General features: G+C 42.4%; 10 protein-coding genes. 3 read left to right on the top strand and 7 right to left on the bottom strand.

Features of this window, described 5'->3' with window-relative positions; translation table 11 throughout:
• The first annotated feature begins 428 nt into the window (after positions 1-428).
• Positions 429-3,971 carry a chromosome segregation protein SMC gene (smc, locus tag HYN43_RS15700; protein WP_119410249.1) on the top strand — a complete coding sequence of 1,181 codons (3,543 nt, stop codon included), beginning with the start codon at positions 429-431 and terminating at the stop codon, positions 3,969-3,971.
• A gap of 705 nt (positions 3,972-4,676) precedes the next feature.
• On the opposite strand, the gene HYN43_RS15695 is transcribed toward smc, so the two are convergent.
• The 4 genes from HYN43_RS15695 to HYN43_RS15680 are packed head-to-tail and all read right to left on the bottom strand — an operon-like array spanning position 4,677 to position 7,845.
• On the bottom strand, positions 4,677-6,221 hold the full coding sequence (locus tag HYN43_RS15695; RefSeq protein ID WP_119410248.1) for a S41 family peptidase: 1,545 nt from the start codon (positions 6,219-6,221) through the stop codon (positions 4,677-4,679).
• Between the two features lie 55 nt (positions 6,222-6,276).
• A complete protein-coding gene (locus tag HYN43_RS15690; RefSeq protein ID WP_119410247.1) occupies positions 6,277-6,885 on the bottom strand; it encodes an HAD family hydrolase in 609 nt (202 codons plus the stop codon).
• Positions 6,885-7,184 (bottom strand): hypothetical protein, encoded by a 300-nt coding sequence (locus HYN43_RS15685; RefSeq protein ID WP_119410246.1) that lies wholly within the window; start codon positions 7,182-7,184, stop codon positions 6,885-6,887. Before HYN43_RS15685 ends, HYN43_RS15690 begins: the two co-directional genes overlap by 1 nt.
• Position 7,185: 1 nt before the next feature.
• On the bottom strand, positions 7,186-7,845 hold the full coding sequence (locus HYN43_RS15680) for an ABC transporter ATP-binding protein (protein ID WP_119410245.1): 660 nt from the start codon (positions 7,843-7,845) through the stop codon (positions 7,186-7,188).
• A 296-nt stretch (positions 7,846-8,141) separates the two neighbouring features.
• On the opposite strand from HYN43_RS15680, the gene sucC reads away from it, so the two are divergent.
• Positions 8,142-9,335, top strand: a complete 1,194-nt coding sequence (sucC, locus tag HYN43_RS15675; protein ID WP_119410244.1) for an ADP-forming succinate--CoA ligase subunit beta — start codon at positions 8,142-8,144, stop codon at positions 9,333-9,335.
• Between the two features lie 433 nt (positions 9,336-9,768).
• Here the strand turns inward: sucC and HYN43_RS15670 are convergent, their stop codons facing one another.
• From HYN43_RS15670 to lpdA, 3 genes are all read right to left on the bottom strand, one after another.
• Positions 9,769-10,629 (bottom strand): sigma-70 family RNA polymerase sigma factor, encoded by an 861-nt coding sequence (locus tag HYN43_RS15670; RefSeq protein WP_090466905.1) that lies wholly within the window; start codon positions 10,627-10,629, stop codon positions 9,769-9,771.
• A gap of 232 nt (positions 10,630-10,861) precedes the next feature.
• The gene (locus HYN43_RS15665) at positions 10,862-11,701 is read right to left on the bottom strand and encodes an MBL fold metallo-hydrolase (RefSeq protein WP_119410243.1); all 840 of its coding nucleotides are present in this window, start codon (positions 11,699-11,701) and stop codon (positions 10,862-10,864) included.
• Between the two features lie 130 nt (positions 11,702-11,831).
• Positions 11,832-13,223 carry a dihydrolipoyl dehydrogenase gene (gene lpdA / locus HYN43_RS15660; RefSeq protein WP_119410242.1) on the bottom strand — a complete coding sequence of 464 codons (1,392 nt, stop codon included), beginning with the start codon at positions 13,221-13,223 and terminating at the stop codon, positions 11,832-11,834.
• Between the two features lie 396 nt (positions 13,224-13,619).
• Between lpdA and HYN43_RS15655 the strand changes: the two genes are divergently transcribed.
• Positions 13,620-16,973 carry a TonB-dependent receptor gene (locus HYN43_RS15655; RefSeq protein WP_119410241.1) on the top strand — a complete coding sequence of 1,118 codons (3,354 nt, stop codon included), beginning with the start codon at positions 13,620-13,622 and terminating at the stop codon, positions 16,971-16,973.
• Positions 16,974-17,020: the final 47 nt, after the last annotated feature.

The following is a 17,020-nucleotide window of genomic DNA, read 5'->3' as shown; positions in this document are numbered from 1 at the left end:
TTTGTTCTTTTTCTTGATAAAAAGAACCAAAAATCAAGTCACCAGGAAGGCTTCTTTGCGCTGCGGGCCTGCGCACCATCCCCTCGCTTGCCTTTGCCCTGCAAACCGGGCAGAACCACGGGCTGCTAAATTTTGCCCTACTGCGTTCGCTCATGGCCCACGCTTCTGCAAAAAGTAGCTATGCCCCTTCCTGCGCGCAATGGCCACCATCGTTCTGCCCGCTTTCGCCCGAAGCTTTCCTGCTGACGGTAACATCTACGCAATAACAATCCACTATATAAACAACTATAATATCGAAACAGGAAGAGAAGTTCCCTTTCGCCTTTTTCCTTTAACCTTTTCCCTTTCACCTAAAAATATTCTTTCAAAACTCAATTATTTATGATTACTTTGAAGGTTTGAACTTTGCACGGTACTTAATAAATTAAATGCAGCTTACCCGTTTAGAAATCAAGGGCTTCAAGAGTTTTGGCGATAAAATAACCATCAATTTTAATGAGGGTGTTACCGCTATTGTGGGGCCAAACGGTTGCGGCAAATCAAACGTTGTCGATTCTATCCGTTGGGTTTTGGGCGAGCAAAGTACCAGGATGCTCCGGTCGGAGAAGATGGATAACGTTATTTTTAACGGTACCAAGAGCCGTAAATCGGCCAACCTGGCCGAGGTTTCTCTCACTTTTGATAATACCAAAAACGTACTCCCTACCGATTATTCGCAGGTTACCCTTACCCGTAAACTTTACCGCACCGGCGAGAGTGAGTACCGGTTAAACGATGTACAATGCCGTTTAAAGGATATTACCGATCTGTTCCTGGATACCGGCATCGGTTCAGACTCGTACTCTATCATCGAGTTGAGGATGATTGACGAGATCATTACCAACAAGGAAGGTTCGCGCCGTAATTTGTTCGAGGAAGCATCGGGGATATCTAAATACAAACTCCGCAAAAAGCAAACTTTTAGTAAGCTTAAAGATACCGAGGCTGATTTGGAGAGGGTGGAGGATTTGCTTTTCGAGATCGAAAAAAACCTCAAAACACTCGAGAACCAGGCTAAAAAAACCGAGCGTTATTATCGCCTTAAAGAGCAATATAAAACGCTGAGCATTATGCTGGCTTCGTTCAGGATAGTGGCTTTTAGCGAATCGTTAAAAAAGATAGAAGACCAGGAGCAAAAGCAAAAGGTTGAAAAAAGTGCCATTATAGCGCAGATGGATACTTTGGAGGCTACCCTGCAGCAACAAAAGCTGGATAGCATCACCAAAGAAAAAAACCTCTCTGTTCAGCAAAAAACAACCAACGAGTTTGTTTCGAAGATTCGTGCTTACGAGAGTGAGAAGAAAATCAAGAACGAGCAGCTGAAATTTCAGCAGGATAAAGAGTCGCGGTTAACCGAGGAATTGGAGCGTGATAAACAGCAGTTAAACCACGTGCTGTACAATATTAAACGCTTAAGCGAAGAAAAAGCTACAGAAGAGGAAACCCTGCAAGCTGTTCAAAGCCGGGTTACTGATCTGAAAGAGGCCGTCGATGAACTCCGTGCCCAACAAACCGAGGCCCGTAACGAGCTTAACGAACTTAACAATATCAACACCCGCTTGCAAAGCCAGGCTTACAAGGCTGAAAAAGACCTGGATATATTACAGATTCAACAGCAGGCTTTGGAACAGGAAAGCCAGCGCAATATGGAAGATGCCACCAATAAAGAGGTGGAACTTTCGCACTTTAACCAGGTAGTTGCCGAGTTGCAATACCGCAAGGAGTCGTTGGATAGTGAGTTTGAGCAAGCCGTTGAGTTTGAAAATAAACTAAAAGAGCAAATTGCCGAAACCGATATCGAACTGAACTCGGTTAAGGATACCATTATAAAAGAAAGCCGCCGCCTTGATGCCAAACAAAACGAATACAACCTTACCAAAAGTATGGTTGACAGTTTGGAGGGTTTCCCCGAGTCGATCCGCTTCCTGAAGAAGAATACCGACTGGGCCAAAAACGCACCGTTGTTTAGTGATGTGCTTTTTTGTAAGGAAGAGTACCGGGTAGCTATCGAAAACTACCTCGAGCCGCTGATGAACTACTATGTTGTTGAAACATATGATGAGGCGGTAAAAGCCATTAACCTGCTCAGTAACTCGGCAAGGGGGCGTGCCAATTTTTTTGTGCTGAACAACTATGCCGATGAAACCTCGGTACAGGTAAGCTTTGATGGCCCGAATGCTATTCCTGCTTTAGGAGTTATTGAAGTTGAAAAACGCTATCTGCCGCTTTGTAACTACCTGCTTAAAGGGGTTTACCTGGTTGATGACGATAAGGAAGGCCAGATAAACGGCGAAGCTTTACCGCCGGGTGTGGTGTTGGTAGGTAAAAGCGGTAAGTTCAACAAATCAAAGCATACCATGGCCGGTGGTTCTGTAGGTTTGTTTGAGGGTAAAAGGATCGGTCGTGCTAAAAATTTAGAGAATTTAGCTAAAGAGATCAGGGGTATTGAGAACGAGGTTGGTGGGTTACGTTCAAAATCGGATGAATTACAAACCAAATTAGGTGCTTTAAAAGCATCTACCAAAGCGGCGGAAATCAATGAACAGCAACAGATCCTGAACAGGTTGAATAACGAGCTCATCACCGTTAAAACCCGCCAGGAACAATATCAAACTTTCATCGAAAACAGCCTGAATCGTAAGGAAGACATTGCACGCAAAATTGCCGGCATTAACGATGAAATGGCTGCCCTGCAACCGCAACTGGCCGAGCTGAAAACGCAAAAGCAAATTCAAAGCGATTTACTTGCCGATAAGCAAATGGCTTTTAATGAGCTTAACGAATATGTTTCGGTACAATCAAACGCCTATAACCAGGAAAATATCCGTTTTCACCAGCAGCAAAATAAGGTATCAGGCTTGTTAAAAGATCTTGACTACCGCGATACACAGCAGGAAAGTTTGGAGAGCCGCATCAGGCAAAACAGCTCCGAACTTGAAAAAGTAAAAGTAGCTATACAGGAAAACCTGAAACAGGCCGACAACTCCGACGATAACCTGCTGGAAATGTACGAGCAAAAGGAAAACCTGGAAAAAGCCACCCAACAAGCCGAGCAGGAATATTACCAATGGCGCGGACTTATAACCGAAAATGAAAACGAAATAAGCGCGCTGAGGCGTAAAAAAGACAACAGCGAGGTTATTGAAAACGAACTTCGCGATGAGCGCAATAACCTTAAACTTGACCTGAACGCCTTGAAGGAGCGTTTATCGGTTGAGTTTAACATCAATATTGAAGATTTGCCCGAGGCTGAAGTACCCGAAGGTGAAAACGAGCATGACCTTCGCGAGAAAGCTGAAAAGCTTAAAAAGCAACTGGACGATTTTGGGGCTATAAACCCCATGGCGGTTGAGGCTTATAACGAAATGAATGAACGTTATACCTTTATCCAGGCTCAAAAGAAAGACCTTAGCGAAGCCAAAGCATCTCTGCTGGCTACCATTCAGGAAATTGACGATACCGCCAAAGATAAATTCATGACCGCCTTCATCATGGTGCGCGAAAACTTCATCAAAGTATTCCGTTCGCTGTTTAATGAAGAAGATTCATGCGACCTGGTTTTGACCGATCCAGACCACCCGCTTGAATCGGACATTGATATCATTGCCAAGCCAAAAGGCAAACGGCCGTTATCCATCAATCAGCTATCGGGTGGCGAAAAAACGCTTACAGCTACAGCTATCCTGTTTTCGCTGTACCTGTTAAAGCCGGCCCCATTCTGTATTTTTGATGAGGTTGACGCGCCGCTTGATGATACCAATATTGATAAGTTCAATAACATTATCCGCACCTTCAGTAAAGAATCGCAGTTTATCATTGTATCGCATAACAAACGTACTATTGCCAGTACCGACGTTATTTATGGCGTGACGATGGTTGAGCAGGGGATTTCAAGGGTGGTGCCGGTGGATTTAAGGGAACTGGCTGATTAACTAAAGTACAAATCAATTATTTTCTCTCATATAAACGTAATCTCGATCATTACTCATTGATTAATATTAGATAATCACGTTATAAAGCAGTAACAAAAGAGCGTGGGGCTGACAGAAAAGCGGGCCGGGAGTATGGCCTCGCGGGTAGAAGCTTTTTTCTGTCTTGGGTTTTTGGTTACTTTTGGGCCAAGCCAAAAGTAACAGCCTCCGCGGCAAATGAGCGGCCAATGTTCTTAATATTGAACCAAGGTTCTTTACATAACGAGAATAACGAAGGCCTGATGCTAATTACAGTAACACGAAAGGTCTTTCGCTATAAACTAACGCGGTCGCCCTCTTGGCCGGGCGGGGCCAGGTACTTTTGTCTTGACACAAAAGTACCCAAAAAGTAAAGTCACCAGGAAGGCTTCCTTGTCGCACCGGCCTGCGCTCATTCCCTACGCTCGCCTTTGCGCTGCAAACCGGGCAGAACCGCGGGCTGCTAAATTTTGCCCTACTGCGTTCGGTCATAGCCCCGGCTTCTGCAAAAAGTAGCTATGCCCCTTCCTGCGCTCAAGGCCACCATCGTTCCGCCCGCTTTCGCCCGAAGCTTTCCTGTTGACGGATTCGTCTTCGAGCCGGCACTTCGTTATTGCTGATAGAAAAACAAAAAGGGCGAAAAGTACTTTACAACTCTTCGCCTTCGCATATAGATTACAAAAATCCTTATTGCTTCTTTTTAAACACAGCAGGGGTTTTCAGCATCAAACCTTTAATCTTACTTTGATTAAACTTTTGCACCATCGCACGTTTCTGTTCGGTGGTCATGATGCTTTTTGATGAGCTTGCAAAACTTTGAGTTTGCGTTGAGGTGGTTTTGTATTTGCCGTTGGCTATGTAGTATAAAGCCTGTGATACCAAATTTTCTGTAGGATCGCCAAAATCTTTGGTCAGGTCATCATCGGCCAATTTTCCTTTGTACACACCCGAACCCGGGGCCATGCCATCGTAATAGTCGCCATTGCCTGATGCGTTTTTAGTTGAGAACATAGGCATATATAGCTGATATTTGTTAATATCGATACCGTAAAAGCCAACCGGTTTACCATAAGTCTGATCGCCTATTAATTCTACATCTAAGCTGGGTATGCCTAAAAGGTTGTTGATAGTAAGTTCGCTGGCTGATGCTGTACCACCACCCACCAGGAAGATGATTTTGCTGAAGTTAAACGAACCCTGTTTTTGGAAATTCACAGTTTGGTTGTTTACCGAGAAAAAGCCGTTGGGGATATCGTACAGTTTTTTAAACAGTGTATAATTATCGCTTGTGAGCTTATCATTAAAATATGCGGTATACATTTTGGTGCCGTTTTTTGCCGACGGAACCAGCAGGTTATCGAAGTACTCGGCGGTTTCTACCGAGCCGCCGCCGTTATATCTTAAATCGATAATAACATCGCTAAGGCCACTAAAGCTGTTTAAAGCCTCGAGTATTTTAGGGCCGGCATTACTTTTATCAGTAAACGAGTTAAAAACCATATAACCCGCCTTTTTGCCCGAGCCGGCATCCAATTGTTTATAGGTAATAACGGGGTTGATGGTATATTTATCTGTATTGAGCGTAACATCAATCGAACTGCCGTCGTACCGCGTAAGTGTCATGTTGATGGTTTTGCTGTAAGCATAGGCCTGGATTACAAACTGGGTTGTTGCGCCGCCATCGTCATAATCAAGATTAGTGCGGCCGTTTATTTTGGTGATACGATAACCACGTTTTACCCCCAATTTATCGGCGGGAGAGTTGGGGTATACGTATTTTATCCGCAGATCTGAACGGGTTGGGTAAAATACCGAAAAGCCAAAATCGCCGCCGTTGCCACCTAACTCGCTGGATACGGCACCATCATCAATAAATGAATATTTGGCCGTACCCGAGGCATCGTAATATTCATAAGGGCGGTTGCTGGTAGGATTAATGGCATATTGCGAAAGATGATCAACCTCGCTGCTTAAGCCCGTAATGGTATCGCTGCTTACGTAATTGCGCGGCTGGAAATCTTTATATGAGGGTAATTGTTGGTACCACAGGTAAGTTTCTTTTGGATATAGGAAAACCGAATCCCTGATTTTATCTAACACCGTGCCGGTAGCCGGAGGGCCGGAATTGTCGTTGTTATTATCATTTCCTCCTCCGGTTCCTGGTTTGTTTTTTTTACAGGCAGCTAATGAAACTACGGAGATAACGGCTAAAAAATAGAATATTCTTCTCATATAAAACAGAGTTTATGTGTTTAACGCCTTATTGTTAAGTATGTTATAACTTATGTTATAAAAACTCTTCAACATTAATATAGTCAACCCCGCAGGCTTCTGCACATAAGATGTCGGCTTGCGAATTACCTATCATTATTATATCACGCCGTTGCAAATTATTATCCTTCATCAGTAATTCAATTACATCGGGTTCGGGTTTGGGGGCAGTTTCTTCAGCAAAATAACACCTCAGGTATTTTTCCAAACCATGCCATTCGGTTTGCTTTATTTTGTTAATCTGCTCCTGGATGTTTCCGTTGGTTACAATGAACAGCTTCTTACGGTCAACCACTATTTCCTGCATCAAGGTAAGCATATTTTGGTATAAAAGCAGTTTTAACGGCAATTTCGCTGTCAGAAGCTGGTTTTCAAACTTGTCGCGGTATTGCTCGGCTTCCGGAAACTGTTGTGCTAAATTATTAAACGCGGCATCCTTTCCTTCTGCTATATACGTATCTGTAAGCACTTTGGTTGCCGCTTTGGCATCGGTAAGTTCAACGTACTCAAGCATATTGGCAAACAGGTAATAAACCTGGAAATAATAATCCTTCCCGGGAAAAAGTACATCATCCAGCTCAAAAATAAAAGCGGTTTTACGTTTATCTATGTCCTTATATTCCATTAAGCAACAACCTGTAAGGTGATATTATATTCATTAAAAAGAGTTTCGGCCTTTAATAATAAAGCGGTTTCGTCGGGCCTGAATAAATAAACAGTATCCACCTCTTTATCCAGGCAAAGCGTAAGGATTTCGTGCGTGTAACTTGCCGATGCTGGTTTGGGCAATGTAATCATCCTGCCTGTTTTTACCATAAACTCAGGCAGTTCCTGATAATCGCCTAAAATAATGTCATGCCCTTCCAGTTTGTTTTTAAGCTGATAGGCCTGTGCTGATGTTGCTGCCGTAATTAAAATAGCCATATCAATGCCCGTTTACAATTAATCCGTCTTTCATGGTCACCGTCCTGTCCGACAGATTTGCAAGGTCTTCGTTATGGGTAACAATAACAAAGGTGTGTTTAAACTCGTTTTTAAGTTTGATAAACAGCTCATGAAGTTCGAGTGCATTCACAGAATCAAGATTGCCCGATGGTTCATCGGCAAAAATAAGTGCCGGCCTGTTAATGAGAGCTCTCGCTACAGCCACACGCTGCTGTTCGCCGCCTGATAGCTGGTTAGGTTTGTGATGCAGCCGATCTTTCAGGCCCAACAAATCCAATAATTCGCCGGCACGTTTTTCGGCTTCGGTTTTTGATTTGCCTGCTATAAAAGCGGGGATACACACGTTTTCTATCGCGCTGAATTCGGCTAATAAATGGTGAAACTGAAAAATAAAGCCTATTTGCCGGTTACGGAAATCGCTTAATTGTTTGTTGTTGAGTTTACTCAATTCGAGGCCGTTGATGGTTAAAGTACCTGAATCGGCCCTATCAAGCGTACCTAATATATTTAATAATGAGCTTTTGCCTGCGCCGGATGCACCTACTATGGTTACAATTTCGCCTTTTTGTACTTCAAGGTCAACCCCTTTAAGTATTTGAAGCTGCCCGTATGATTTGTGAATGGATGTTGCTATCAGCATTTGGCAAAGTTAACGGATTAGCTGATTTATTTTTGTTGGGATTACACCGATTATTTTTTGATTACACGGATTTTGATCGTTGATTGATTTTTGATTACGTTGATTTCGCTGATTTTTCTGAACCTGGATTTTTGGGGGATTGTAACATGGGCAGGATTTTGCTTAATTTCATGCATTATTCTGTTAATCCTAAAATTCTGTAAATTCTGATTCAGACTAAAAGGAATCAAATAAACTGAAACAAGCACTTTACCGTTTCAAACAAAATTGTAGCTTTACCGCAAATTCTTCAAAACATGAATATTCACGAATATCAGGGTAAAGCTATATTAAAAAGCTATGGCGTTAGAGTTCAGGAAGGCATTGTAGCCGATACTGTTGAGCAGGCTGTTGAGGCTGCCCAAAAAATGAAAGAAGACTTCGGTTCGGACTGGGTTGTTATCAAAGCTCAGATACATGCAGGCGGCCGTGGTAAAGGCGGTGGTGTTAAACTGGCCAAAAATGTTGACCAGGTAAAAGAACATGCCGGTAACATCATCGGTATGCAACTGGTTACTCCGCAAACCGGACCAGAAGGTAAAAAAGTTAAGAAGGTTTTAGTAGCTCAGGATGTTTACTATCCTGGCGAAAGCGCTACCAAAGAGTTTTACATGAGCGTACTGCTTGACCGCGCCCGTGGCCGCAACATCATTATGTATAGTACCGAAGGTGGTATGGATATCGAGGAAGTTGCACACTCAACTCCCGAATTGATATTTAAAGAAGAGATTGATCCTAAAGTTGGTTTACAGGGCTTTCAAACCCGTAAAATTGCCTTTAACCTTGGCCTTGAAGGCGAGGCGTTTAAGGATATGACCAAATTTATTGCCGCTTTATACAAAGCCTATGAAGGTACCGATTCATCGCAATTTGAAATTAACCCGGTTTTAAAAACCTCTGATAATAAAATTTTAGCCGTTGACGCTAAAGTAAACCTTGACGACAACGCGTTATACCGTCACCCGGATTATGCTGCTCTGCGTGATACCGACGAGGAAGACCCAACCGAGGTTGAAGCAAGCAAATCAAACCTTAACTATGTAAAACTTGACGGTAACGTTGGTTGTATGGTTAACGGTGCAGGTTTAGCTATGGCTACCATGGATATCATTAAAATTGCAGGCGGCGAGCCGGCTAACTTTTTGGACGTAGGTGGTACTGCTAACGCGCAAACTGTAAAAGCAGGTTTCAATATCATCCTGTCTGATCCAAACGTTAAAGCTATCCTGATCAACATCTTCGGTGGTATTGTTCGTTGCGATCGTGTTGCGCAAGGTGTTATTGATGCTTATAACGAGATCGGTAATATCCCTGTGCCAATCATCGTTCGTTTGCAAGGCACCAACGCTGCCGAGGCTAAAGAACTGATTGATAACTCAGGCCTGAAAGTTTACTCGGCTATCTTGCTGAAAGAAGCTGCTGACCGCGTTAAAGAAGTGTTGGCGCTTTAAGTTTAGAGATTAGAGGTTGGTGATTAGAGATTAGTTGCTGTGCCTTTTAAAATAATGAAAGCGGTGGGTTTTACCTGCCGCTTTTTTTGTTTGTAAGCCACCACGTAATTGTGTGAGTAAAAGCCGCGGCATCTGAAGGAGATATGACATTTTCCCCTTTGTCATGCTGAGGAACGAAGCATCTTCTTCGCCCTGCATAGCCGCCATGCTTGTTGAAGAAGATCCTTCGCTATCGCTCAGGATGACAATTTTTTTTAATTATGTCATCATGAGCTTGTCGAAGGCGCGCGCCTAAAGGCCCTGCCCGCCATGCTTCGACAGGCTCAGCATGACACCCATTTTAAATATTTCATAAGTAGGAACGCACGTGATGGTAACTAACAAAAAAGCCACCGGCTTTACCGATGGCTTCAAATATTGAGAAAGGCTTTAATTAACCTAAGTACGATTTCAGGATCTTGCTCCTTGACGTATGGCGCAGGCGTTGCAAAGCCTTATCCTTAATCTGGCGAACACGCTCGCGGGTAAGGTTAAATTTTTCGCCTATTTCTTCCAACGATAGCGGGTGGTTGGTACCTAAACCGAAAAACAACACAATGATCTCACGCTCACGCTCGGTAAGGGTTGAGAGCGAACGTTTAATCTCTTCAGATAACGACTCGTTAATCAGGATGGAATCAGTGTTGGGTTCCTGGTTTTCCAGTACATCCAGCAGCGTGTTTTCTTCGCCCTGAACAAACGGCGCATCCATCGAAACATGGCGGCCTGAATTGCTTAAAGTATCAGAGATCTTATCAACGGTGGTTTCCAAAATGTCGGCAAGTTCTTCGGGCGATGGTTCGCGCTCGTATTCCTGCTCTAATTTTGAGAAAGCCTTGCTTATTTTACTTAATGAACCTACCTGGTTTAACGGTAAACGCACAATACGCGATTGCTCGGCAATAGCCTGCAATATCGACTGGCGGATCCACCATACGGCATACGAAATGAACTTAAAACCTTTAGTTTCGTCAAAACGTTTGGCAGCCTTGATCAAACCAAGGTTACCCTCGTTAATCAAATCGCCCAGCGTTAAGCCCTGGTTTTGGTATTGTTTAGCAACGGATACAACAAAGCGGAGGTTGGTTTTAGTTAAACGTTCTAAAGCCGCCTGGTCGCCCTCGCGGATTTTTTGAGCTAAAATTACTTCTTCTTCAGCGGTTATCAGGTCTACCTTACCAATCTCGTGCAGATATTTATCAAGTGACTGCGACTCGCGATTGGTAATGGATTGCGTTATTTTGAGTTGTCTCATTTAGTTATTAAGCCTCGCTATTCGTGTTTAGGGATTACAACGTGTAAAGCTACAAATTTGTTCTAAAAAATTACAATTGCATAACGTATTTTGAAAAAAAATATGTAATTAAGAAAAATTTTAATAAGCTGATAATTAGTATGTTGTAAAATCAGAATTAAGAATAAGTGTAATTTTTACATTATTGTTAAGGATTGTTGCAAGCGGTATGATTTTTGCGGAATGCGGGAAATTATAACTCATTCAGCTTAAAAGTTTCCTTTATCCTGATACCTTTTTCTGTTTGTTGTAAGGTGCAGCATTCGTTTATAGGGTCGTGTTCAAAGTACAAAACGTAATCATTTTCAAGTGCCTCGTTTAAAAATAATTTCTTCTCGGCAAGGGTAATAAGCGGGAACATATCGTAGCCCATAACGTAGGGGATAGGGAGATGCCCGGTTGATGGCAGCAAATCGGCCATATATAATATTTTATGCCCTTTATAATTAATAAGCGGCAACATCATCGATTCGGTATGGCCGGATACAAAGCGCACGTCAAAATCATTGCCGAAATTTACGCCATCCTTAACATCAATAAACTGCAACTGCCCGCTTTCCTGTATCGGAATAATATTTTCTGTAAAGAACGAAGCTTTTTCACGTTCGTTAGGATTTACCGCCCAGTCCCAGTGCTTTGGATTGCTCCAGTAAGTAGCATTTTTAAAGGCAGGTAAAAGTGCTTCGCCCTCACGTACAGCCGCTCCGCCTACGTGATCAAAGTGCAAATGGGTTAAAAATACGTCGGTGATATCATCCCGATGAAAACCTAAAGATTTTAATGAACTATCCAGGCTGGCATCACCATGTAAATAATAATGGCTGAAAAACTTTTCGCTTTGTTTGTTACCAATGCCGGTATCTATCAAGGTAAGCCTGTCGCCATCTTCAACCAGCAGGCAGCGCATGGCCCAGGTGCAAAGATTATTCTCGTCGGCAGGGTTTGTTTTGTTCCAGATAGTTTTGGGCACAACGCCAAACATGGCGCCGCCATCCAATTTAAAAAAGCCGGTATCGATGGTGTGTAGTTTCATGTTGGTCGATAGTCCATAGACCATGGTCTATGGAGCGTGTTTAAAACAAAAATAGCCATAAATTGAATGTTTAATACATCAATTTATGGCTATCATAAACTATTGTTTCCCCTTCATGGGGTTAGGGGGCTTACAAGTGGATACACTCGCCATAAGCTTCGGCAGCTGCTTCCATTACAGCTTCGCTCATGGTAGGGTGCGGGTGTACCGATTTGATGATCTCGTGGCCGGTAGCTTCCAGTTTGCGGGCTGTAACTACTTCGGCAATCATTTCGGTAACGTTGTAGCCTAACATGTGCGCGCCTAAAAACTCGCCATACTTAGCGTCAAATATCACTTTTACAAAACCATCTTTAGCACCTGCAGCACTTGCTTTGCCCGATGCCGAGAATGGGAATTTGCCTACTTTAATTTCGTAACCGGCCTCTTTAGCCGCCTTTTCGGTATAACCTACCGAAGCAACTTCAGGCGAGCAGTAAGTACAGCCCGGAATGTTATTATAATCAAGCGGATGAGGGTTTTGACCTGCAATTTTTTCAACGCAGATAATACCTTCGGCAGATGCTACGTGAGCAAGGGCCTGGCCTTTTACAATATCGCCAATGGCATAAACGCCTTCAACGTTGGTGCGGTAAAAATCATCAACCAATACTTTACCACGATCAGTTTTAACACCGTTCTCTTCCAAACCGATGCCTTCAAGGTTGGTAGCGATACCAACTGCCGATAACACGATCTCTGCTTCTAATGTTTCGGTACCGGTAGCGGTTTTAACGCTAACCTTGCAAAGCTCGCCGCTGGTATCAACCGATTCAACGTTCGAGCCGGTCATGATATTGATACCTTGTTTTTTAAGGATACGGGCAAGGCTTTTTGATACATCTTCATCCTCAAGCGGAACGATGTTATCCAGGTACTCAACCACGGTAACTTTAGTGCCTATCGAGTTGTAGAAATAAGCAAACTCGATGCCGATAGCGCCTGAACCAACCACAATCATTGATTTTGGTTGCTGAGGCAGTACCATAGCCTGGCGGTAGCCGATAACTTTTTTACCATCCTGTTTAAGGTTAGGTAACTCGCGCGAGCGGCCGCCGGTAGCTAATATAATGTGCTTGCCGTTGTAAGTTTTAGCAGTACCATCGGCAGCTTTAACTTCAACTACGCCTTTGCTTTTTAATTTGCCGAAGCCAACAAGTACGTCAATTTTGTTTTTCTTCATCAAAAACTGAACACCTTTGCTCATGCCATCGGCAACGTTGCGGCTTCTTTTAACAACAGCGGCAAAGTCAACCTCGCCGGCGCCGTTAATTTTAATACCGTAATCGGCACTATGGTTGAGGTATTCAAAAACCTGGGCGCTTTTTAACAAAGCCTTGGTTGGGATACAACCCCAGTTTAAGCAAATGCCGCCTAATGATTCTTTCTCTACAATGGCGGTTTTTAAACCAAGCTGGGATGCGCGGATAGCAGCAACATAGCCACCCGGACCAGACCCAATAACAATTACATCGTAATCCATATTATTGATATACTTTTTAATTTCTTCAAAAGGTAAATAAGCGCTGTATTTAATTAGTCTTAAAATACAGGCATTATTTTTTGAATGCCAAAGCTAAGTAAAAGGGCTGAAACAATGAAATGCAATCAAATAGCTAATACTGCACCGATGGCACTTTGTATCTTCTTAATGTCATAAAACACGATGTGTTAATTTTAACCGTAGGCCCGATATGATTTAGGTTATAAAATTTACAATATTTTCAGCAATAATGACCATTATTTTAGGGGTTTTGTGTTTATCTTGTAAAATGTTGATAAATATATAATAATTGTTAACCTTAATTTAACATTGGGAATTGGTTCATTAATTATCTTTGCGCCAATTAATTAAACGTATAATTAAAAAAAGCAATTTATGAGGAAGCATTACCTTCTTTTATTCATTTTTTCGCTGCTTACCCTAAATTTTGCGTTCGCGCAAAACGTTACTACGAGTAGTATGTCGGGTACAGTGGTTGACGAAAAGGGATTACCACTCCCTGGTGTAACCATCACAGCGTTACACACCCCTACAGGTACTAATTATTCAACCGTTAGCCGTGTTGATGGCCGTTACAACTTACCAAACATCCGTGTTGGTGGTCCGTACACTATCAGCTTCAAATTTATCGGTTTTAACACTTTTACTCAAGACAACATCACCTTGTCTTTAGGTCAGGATTTCAAGATCAACGCTAAAATGGCTCCAACCAACACCGAATTGAAAGAGGTTGTTGTGTCTGGTGTTCAAAACAAGGTGATCAACACTTCACGCACAGGCTCGCAGGAGATCATTAACCGTGCCCAGATCGATCGTTTACCAACTATCAACAGGTCAATTTATGATTATACTAAATTAACGCCTACTGCTAATGGTACATCATTCGGTGGTCGTAACGGTAACGGTAACAACTTAACTGTTGACGGTGCGTTGTTTAACAACTCATTTGGTTTGTCAAACACTTTGGGTGGCCAGGCAAACTCTCAGCCAATTTCGTTAGACGCGATTGAGCAGATCCAGGTTTCTGTTTCTCCTTTCGACGTTAGCCAGGGCCGTTTTGCAGGTACCGGTATCAATACCGTAACCAAATCAGGTACCAACGAATTTAAAGGTAGTGTATACTACTACAAACGTTCGGCCGGTTTAACAGGTTTACACACCCTTACCACTGATGTTCAAAAACCAACAGTTGATTATAATCAACGCGGTATCAGCTTAGGTGGCCCGATCATCAAAAACAAATTATTCTTCTTTATATCTGGCGAGCAGGAAAGGATTAAAGACCCTGCAACTTCTTACACCGCTTTACGCGATGGCCAAACAGCTGGTGGTAGTATTTCACAAGTTACTTACAAAGATTTAACAGATCTTTCTACTTTCCTTCAAAAAAACTATGGTTATAACCCAGGTGCTTTTGAAAACTACCAGTTACGTACGCAATCAGATAAAATTGCTGCCAAATTGGATTGGAACATCGATAAAAACAATACTTTATCATTGAAATATTTCTATCTGAAATCTTTCCGTGATGTGCCTCCGAGTGGTTCTGGCGCGCCTTCAGGTGGTCGTACGCCGGGCAGAGCAAACCTGCCGTTCTTTGCCTCTTATTATACCATCAATAATAACTTTAATATCGGTATTGCTGAGTTGAATACACGCATCAGTTCAACCGTGGCTAATAAATTAACCGTTGGTTACCAGTCTTTACGCGATTTTCGCGAATCTCTGGGCGGTAATCCATTCCCGATGGTTGATATCCAAAATCCGGATGGAACTACAATGACCTCATTTGGTTACGAGCCATTTACAGCTAATAACGTGTTAAATACCGATACATGGCAGGCATCAGATAACTTAACTGTTTACAAAGGTAAACATGAGTTAAACTTTGGCATTTCGTACGAGTCGAATAAATTTAAAAATGGTTTTGCCCCTAACTACTATGGTATTTACCGTTTCAAGAGCTTAGCCGATTTTTACGCCTCTGCTGATCCAAATAATGGTTTAAGTAATGCGCAAAGGGCTACTGCAAGTCTTTATAGTTTTCGCTACTCAGCTTTGCCGGATGGTTCGTTTCCGTTTGCATACGTAAAATCATATACTGTAGGTATTTACGCGCAAGACAAATGGACTGTTAACGATAACTTCAAATTAACTTACGGTATCCGTGCCGATTTACCGGTTTACAATACCGAAAGCCAGTTTAATGCCTCGGCCGCAAATCTTACAGGTTTCCTGGGTGGTTACAAAGTTAATACTGCGCAATTTCCTAAAACATCTATCCAGATTTCGCCAAGGGTAGGCTTTAACTGGGATGTTAATGGCGACGCATCTACTCAGGTACGCGGTGGTGCAGGTATCTTTACCGGTCCGGTACCTTATGTATATATTTCAAACCAGGCAAGTAACAATGGTGTTCAGTTCGGCTTCTATAACATCCAGCCAGGCTCGGCAGGCGTATCTGCAACTGATCCGCGTTTTATATTTAGCGGAGATGTTAACAAAAACAGGCCTGCTGCCGGTGCTGCATCTAATTCGTACAACCTGGTTATTACCGATAAGAACTTCAAATTTCCATCTAACTTTAGGGTTAACTTAGCGGTTGATCAAAAATTACCTTTCGGTATCATTGGTACGTTGGAAGGTATTTATTCAAAAGATATCAATTCGGTATATTTCACTAACATAGCATTGCCTTCTACCGGTTCAAATCTTATGGGTAGCGATAATAGGTTCCGTTACAGTAGCAGTACAGCATATCCAGTTTTAGCTGCCGGAAACACCCCTGAGAATCCTAACATTAGTGATGCTATCCTGATGAAAAATACCAGCAAAGGATATACTTATAGCGTTACCGCCCAGTTGCAAAGAACCTGGAAAGAGTTTTATTTCAACATCGCTTATACGCATTCTGATGCCCGTACGGTTAACGATGGTGGCTCTATCGCTCAATCAACCTGGAGAGACCGTTATGTGTCTGGCGATCCAAACTCAGATGCAACTTCTTACGCAAATTTCTACCAGCCAAACCGCGTTATTGCTTCGATGTCATATCGTAAAGATTATATTAAACACCTTACTACCTCGGTTGGTTTAACTTTTGAAACTGCTAACAACGGTGTAGCTTCATATACTTACGCTGGCGACTTAAATGGTGATGGTCAAACTGTAAACGATTTGATGTACATTCCTAAAAATGCAAGCGATATCATATTGGTTGCCGATAACGCGGGCGATTTACGTACCGGTACCAAAACTTTGTTAAATACTAATGGAAAAGACGATGGTGGCGTGCTATATGCTCAATTAAGTGCCTATATCAACCAGGATCCTTATCTGAGTAAACGTCGCGGCAAATACGCAGAGCGTAACGGTTTAGTGCTTCCTTACTTCAATCAGGTTAACTTTAACTTCACCCAGGATCTTTACGCAACCACAGGTAAAGTGAAAAACACCTTGCAATTAGAATTTAACATTATTAACCTTGGTAACTTCCTGAACAGAAACTGGGGTAACTATAAATTTGTTAACCGTGCAAGCCTCTTATCATTTAAAGGTATTTATAACAACGCGGCTAACCCATCCGATCCAAATAACGGAAAGCCTACGTTTTCTTTCCCTTATTTAGATAATACAAACCAAATCCCGCTTACTTCTACATTTGGTAACGGTATTTCGCAGGTATCACGCTGGCAAGCTCAAATTGGTTTAAGGTATATCTTTAACTAATTGAAAGTTTAGCTAAATAAAATGAAAGCCCTGGTCAAATTGACCGG

The sequence above is a fragment of the Mucilaginibacter celer genome, assembly GCF_003576455.2.
GTDB lineage: Bacteria > Bacteroidota > Bacteroidia > Sphingobacteriales > Sphingobacteriaceae > Mucilaginibacter > Mucilaginibacter celer.
The sequence above is the reverse complement of the archived record's forward strand: the minus strand, read 5'-3'. Positions and strand labels throughout refer to the sequence as shown.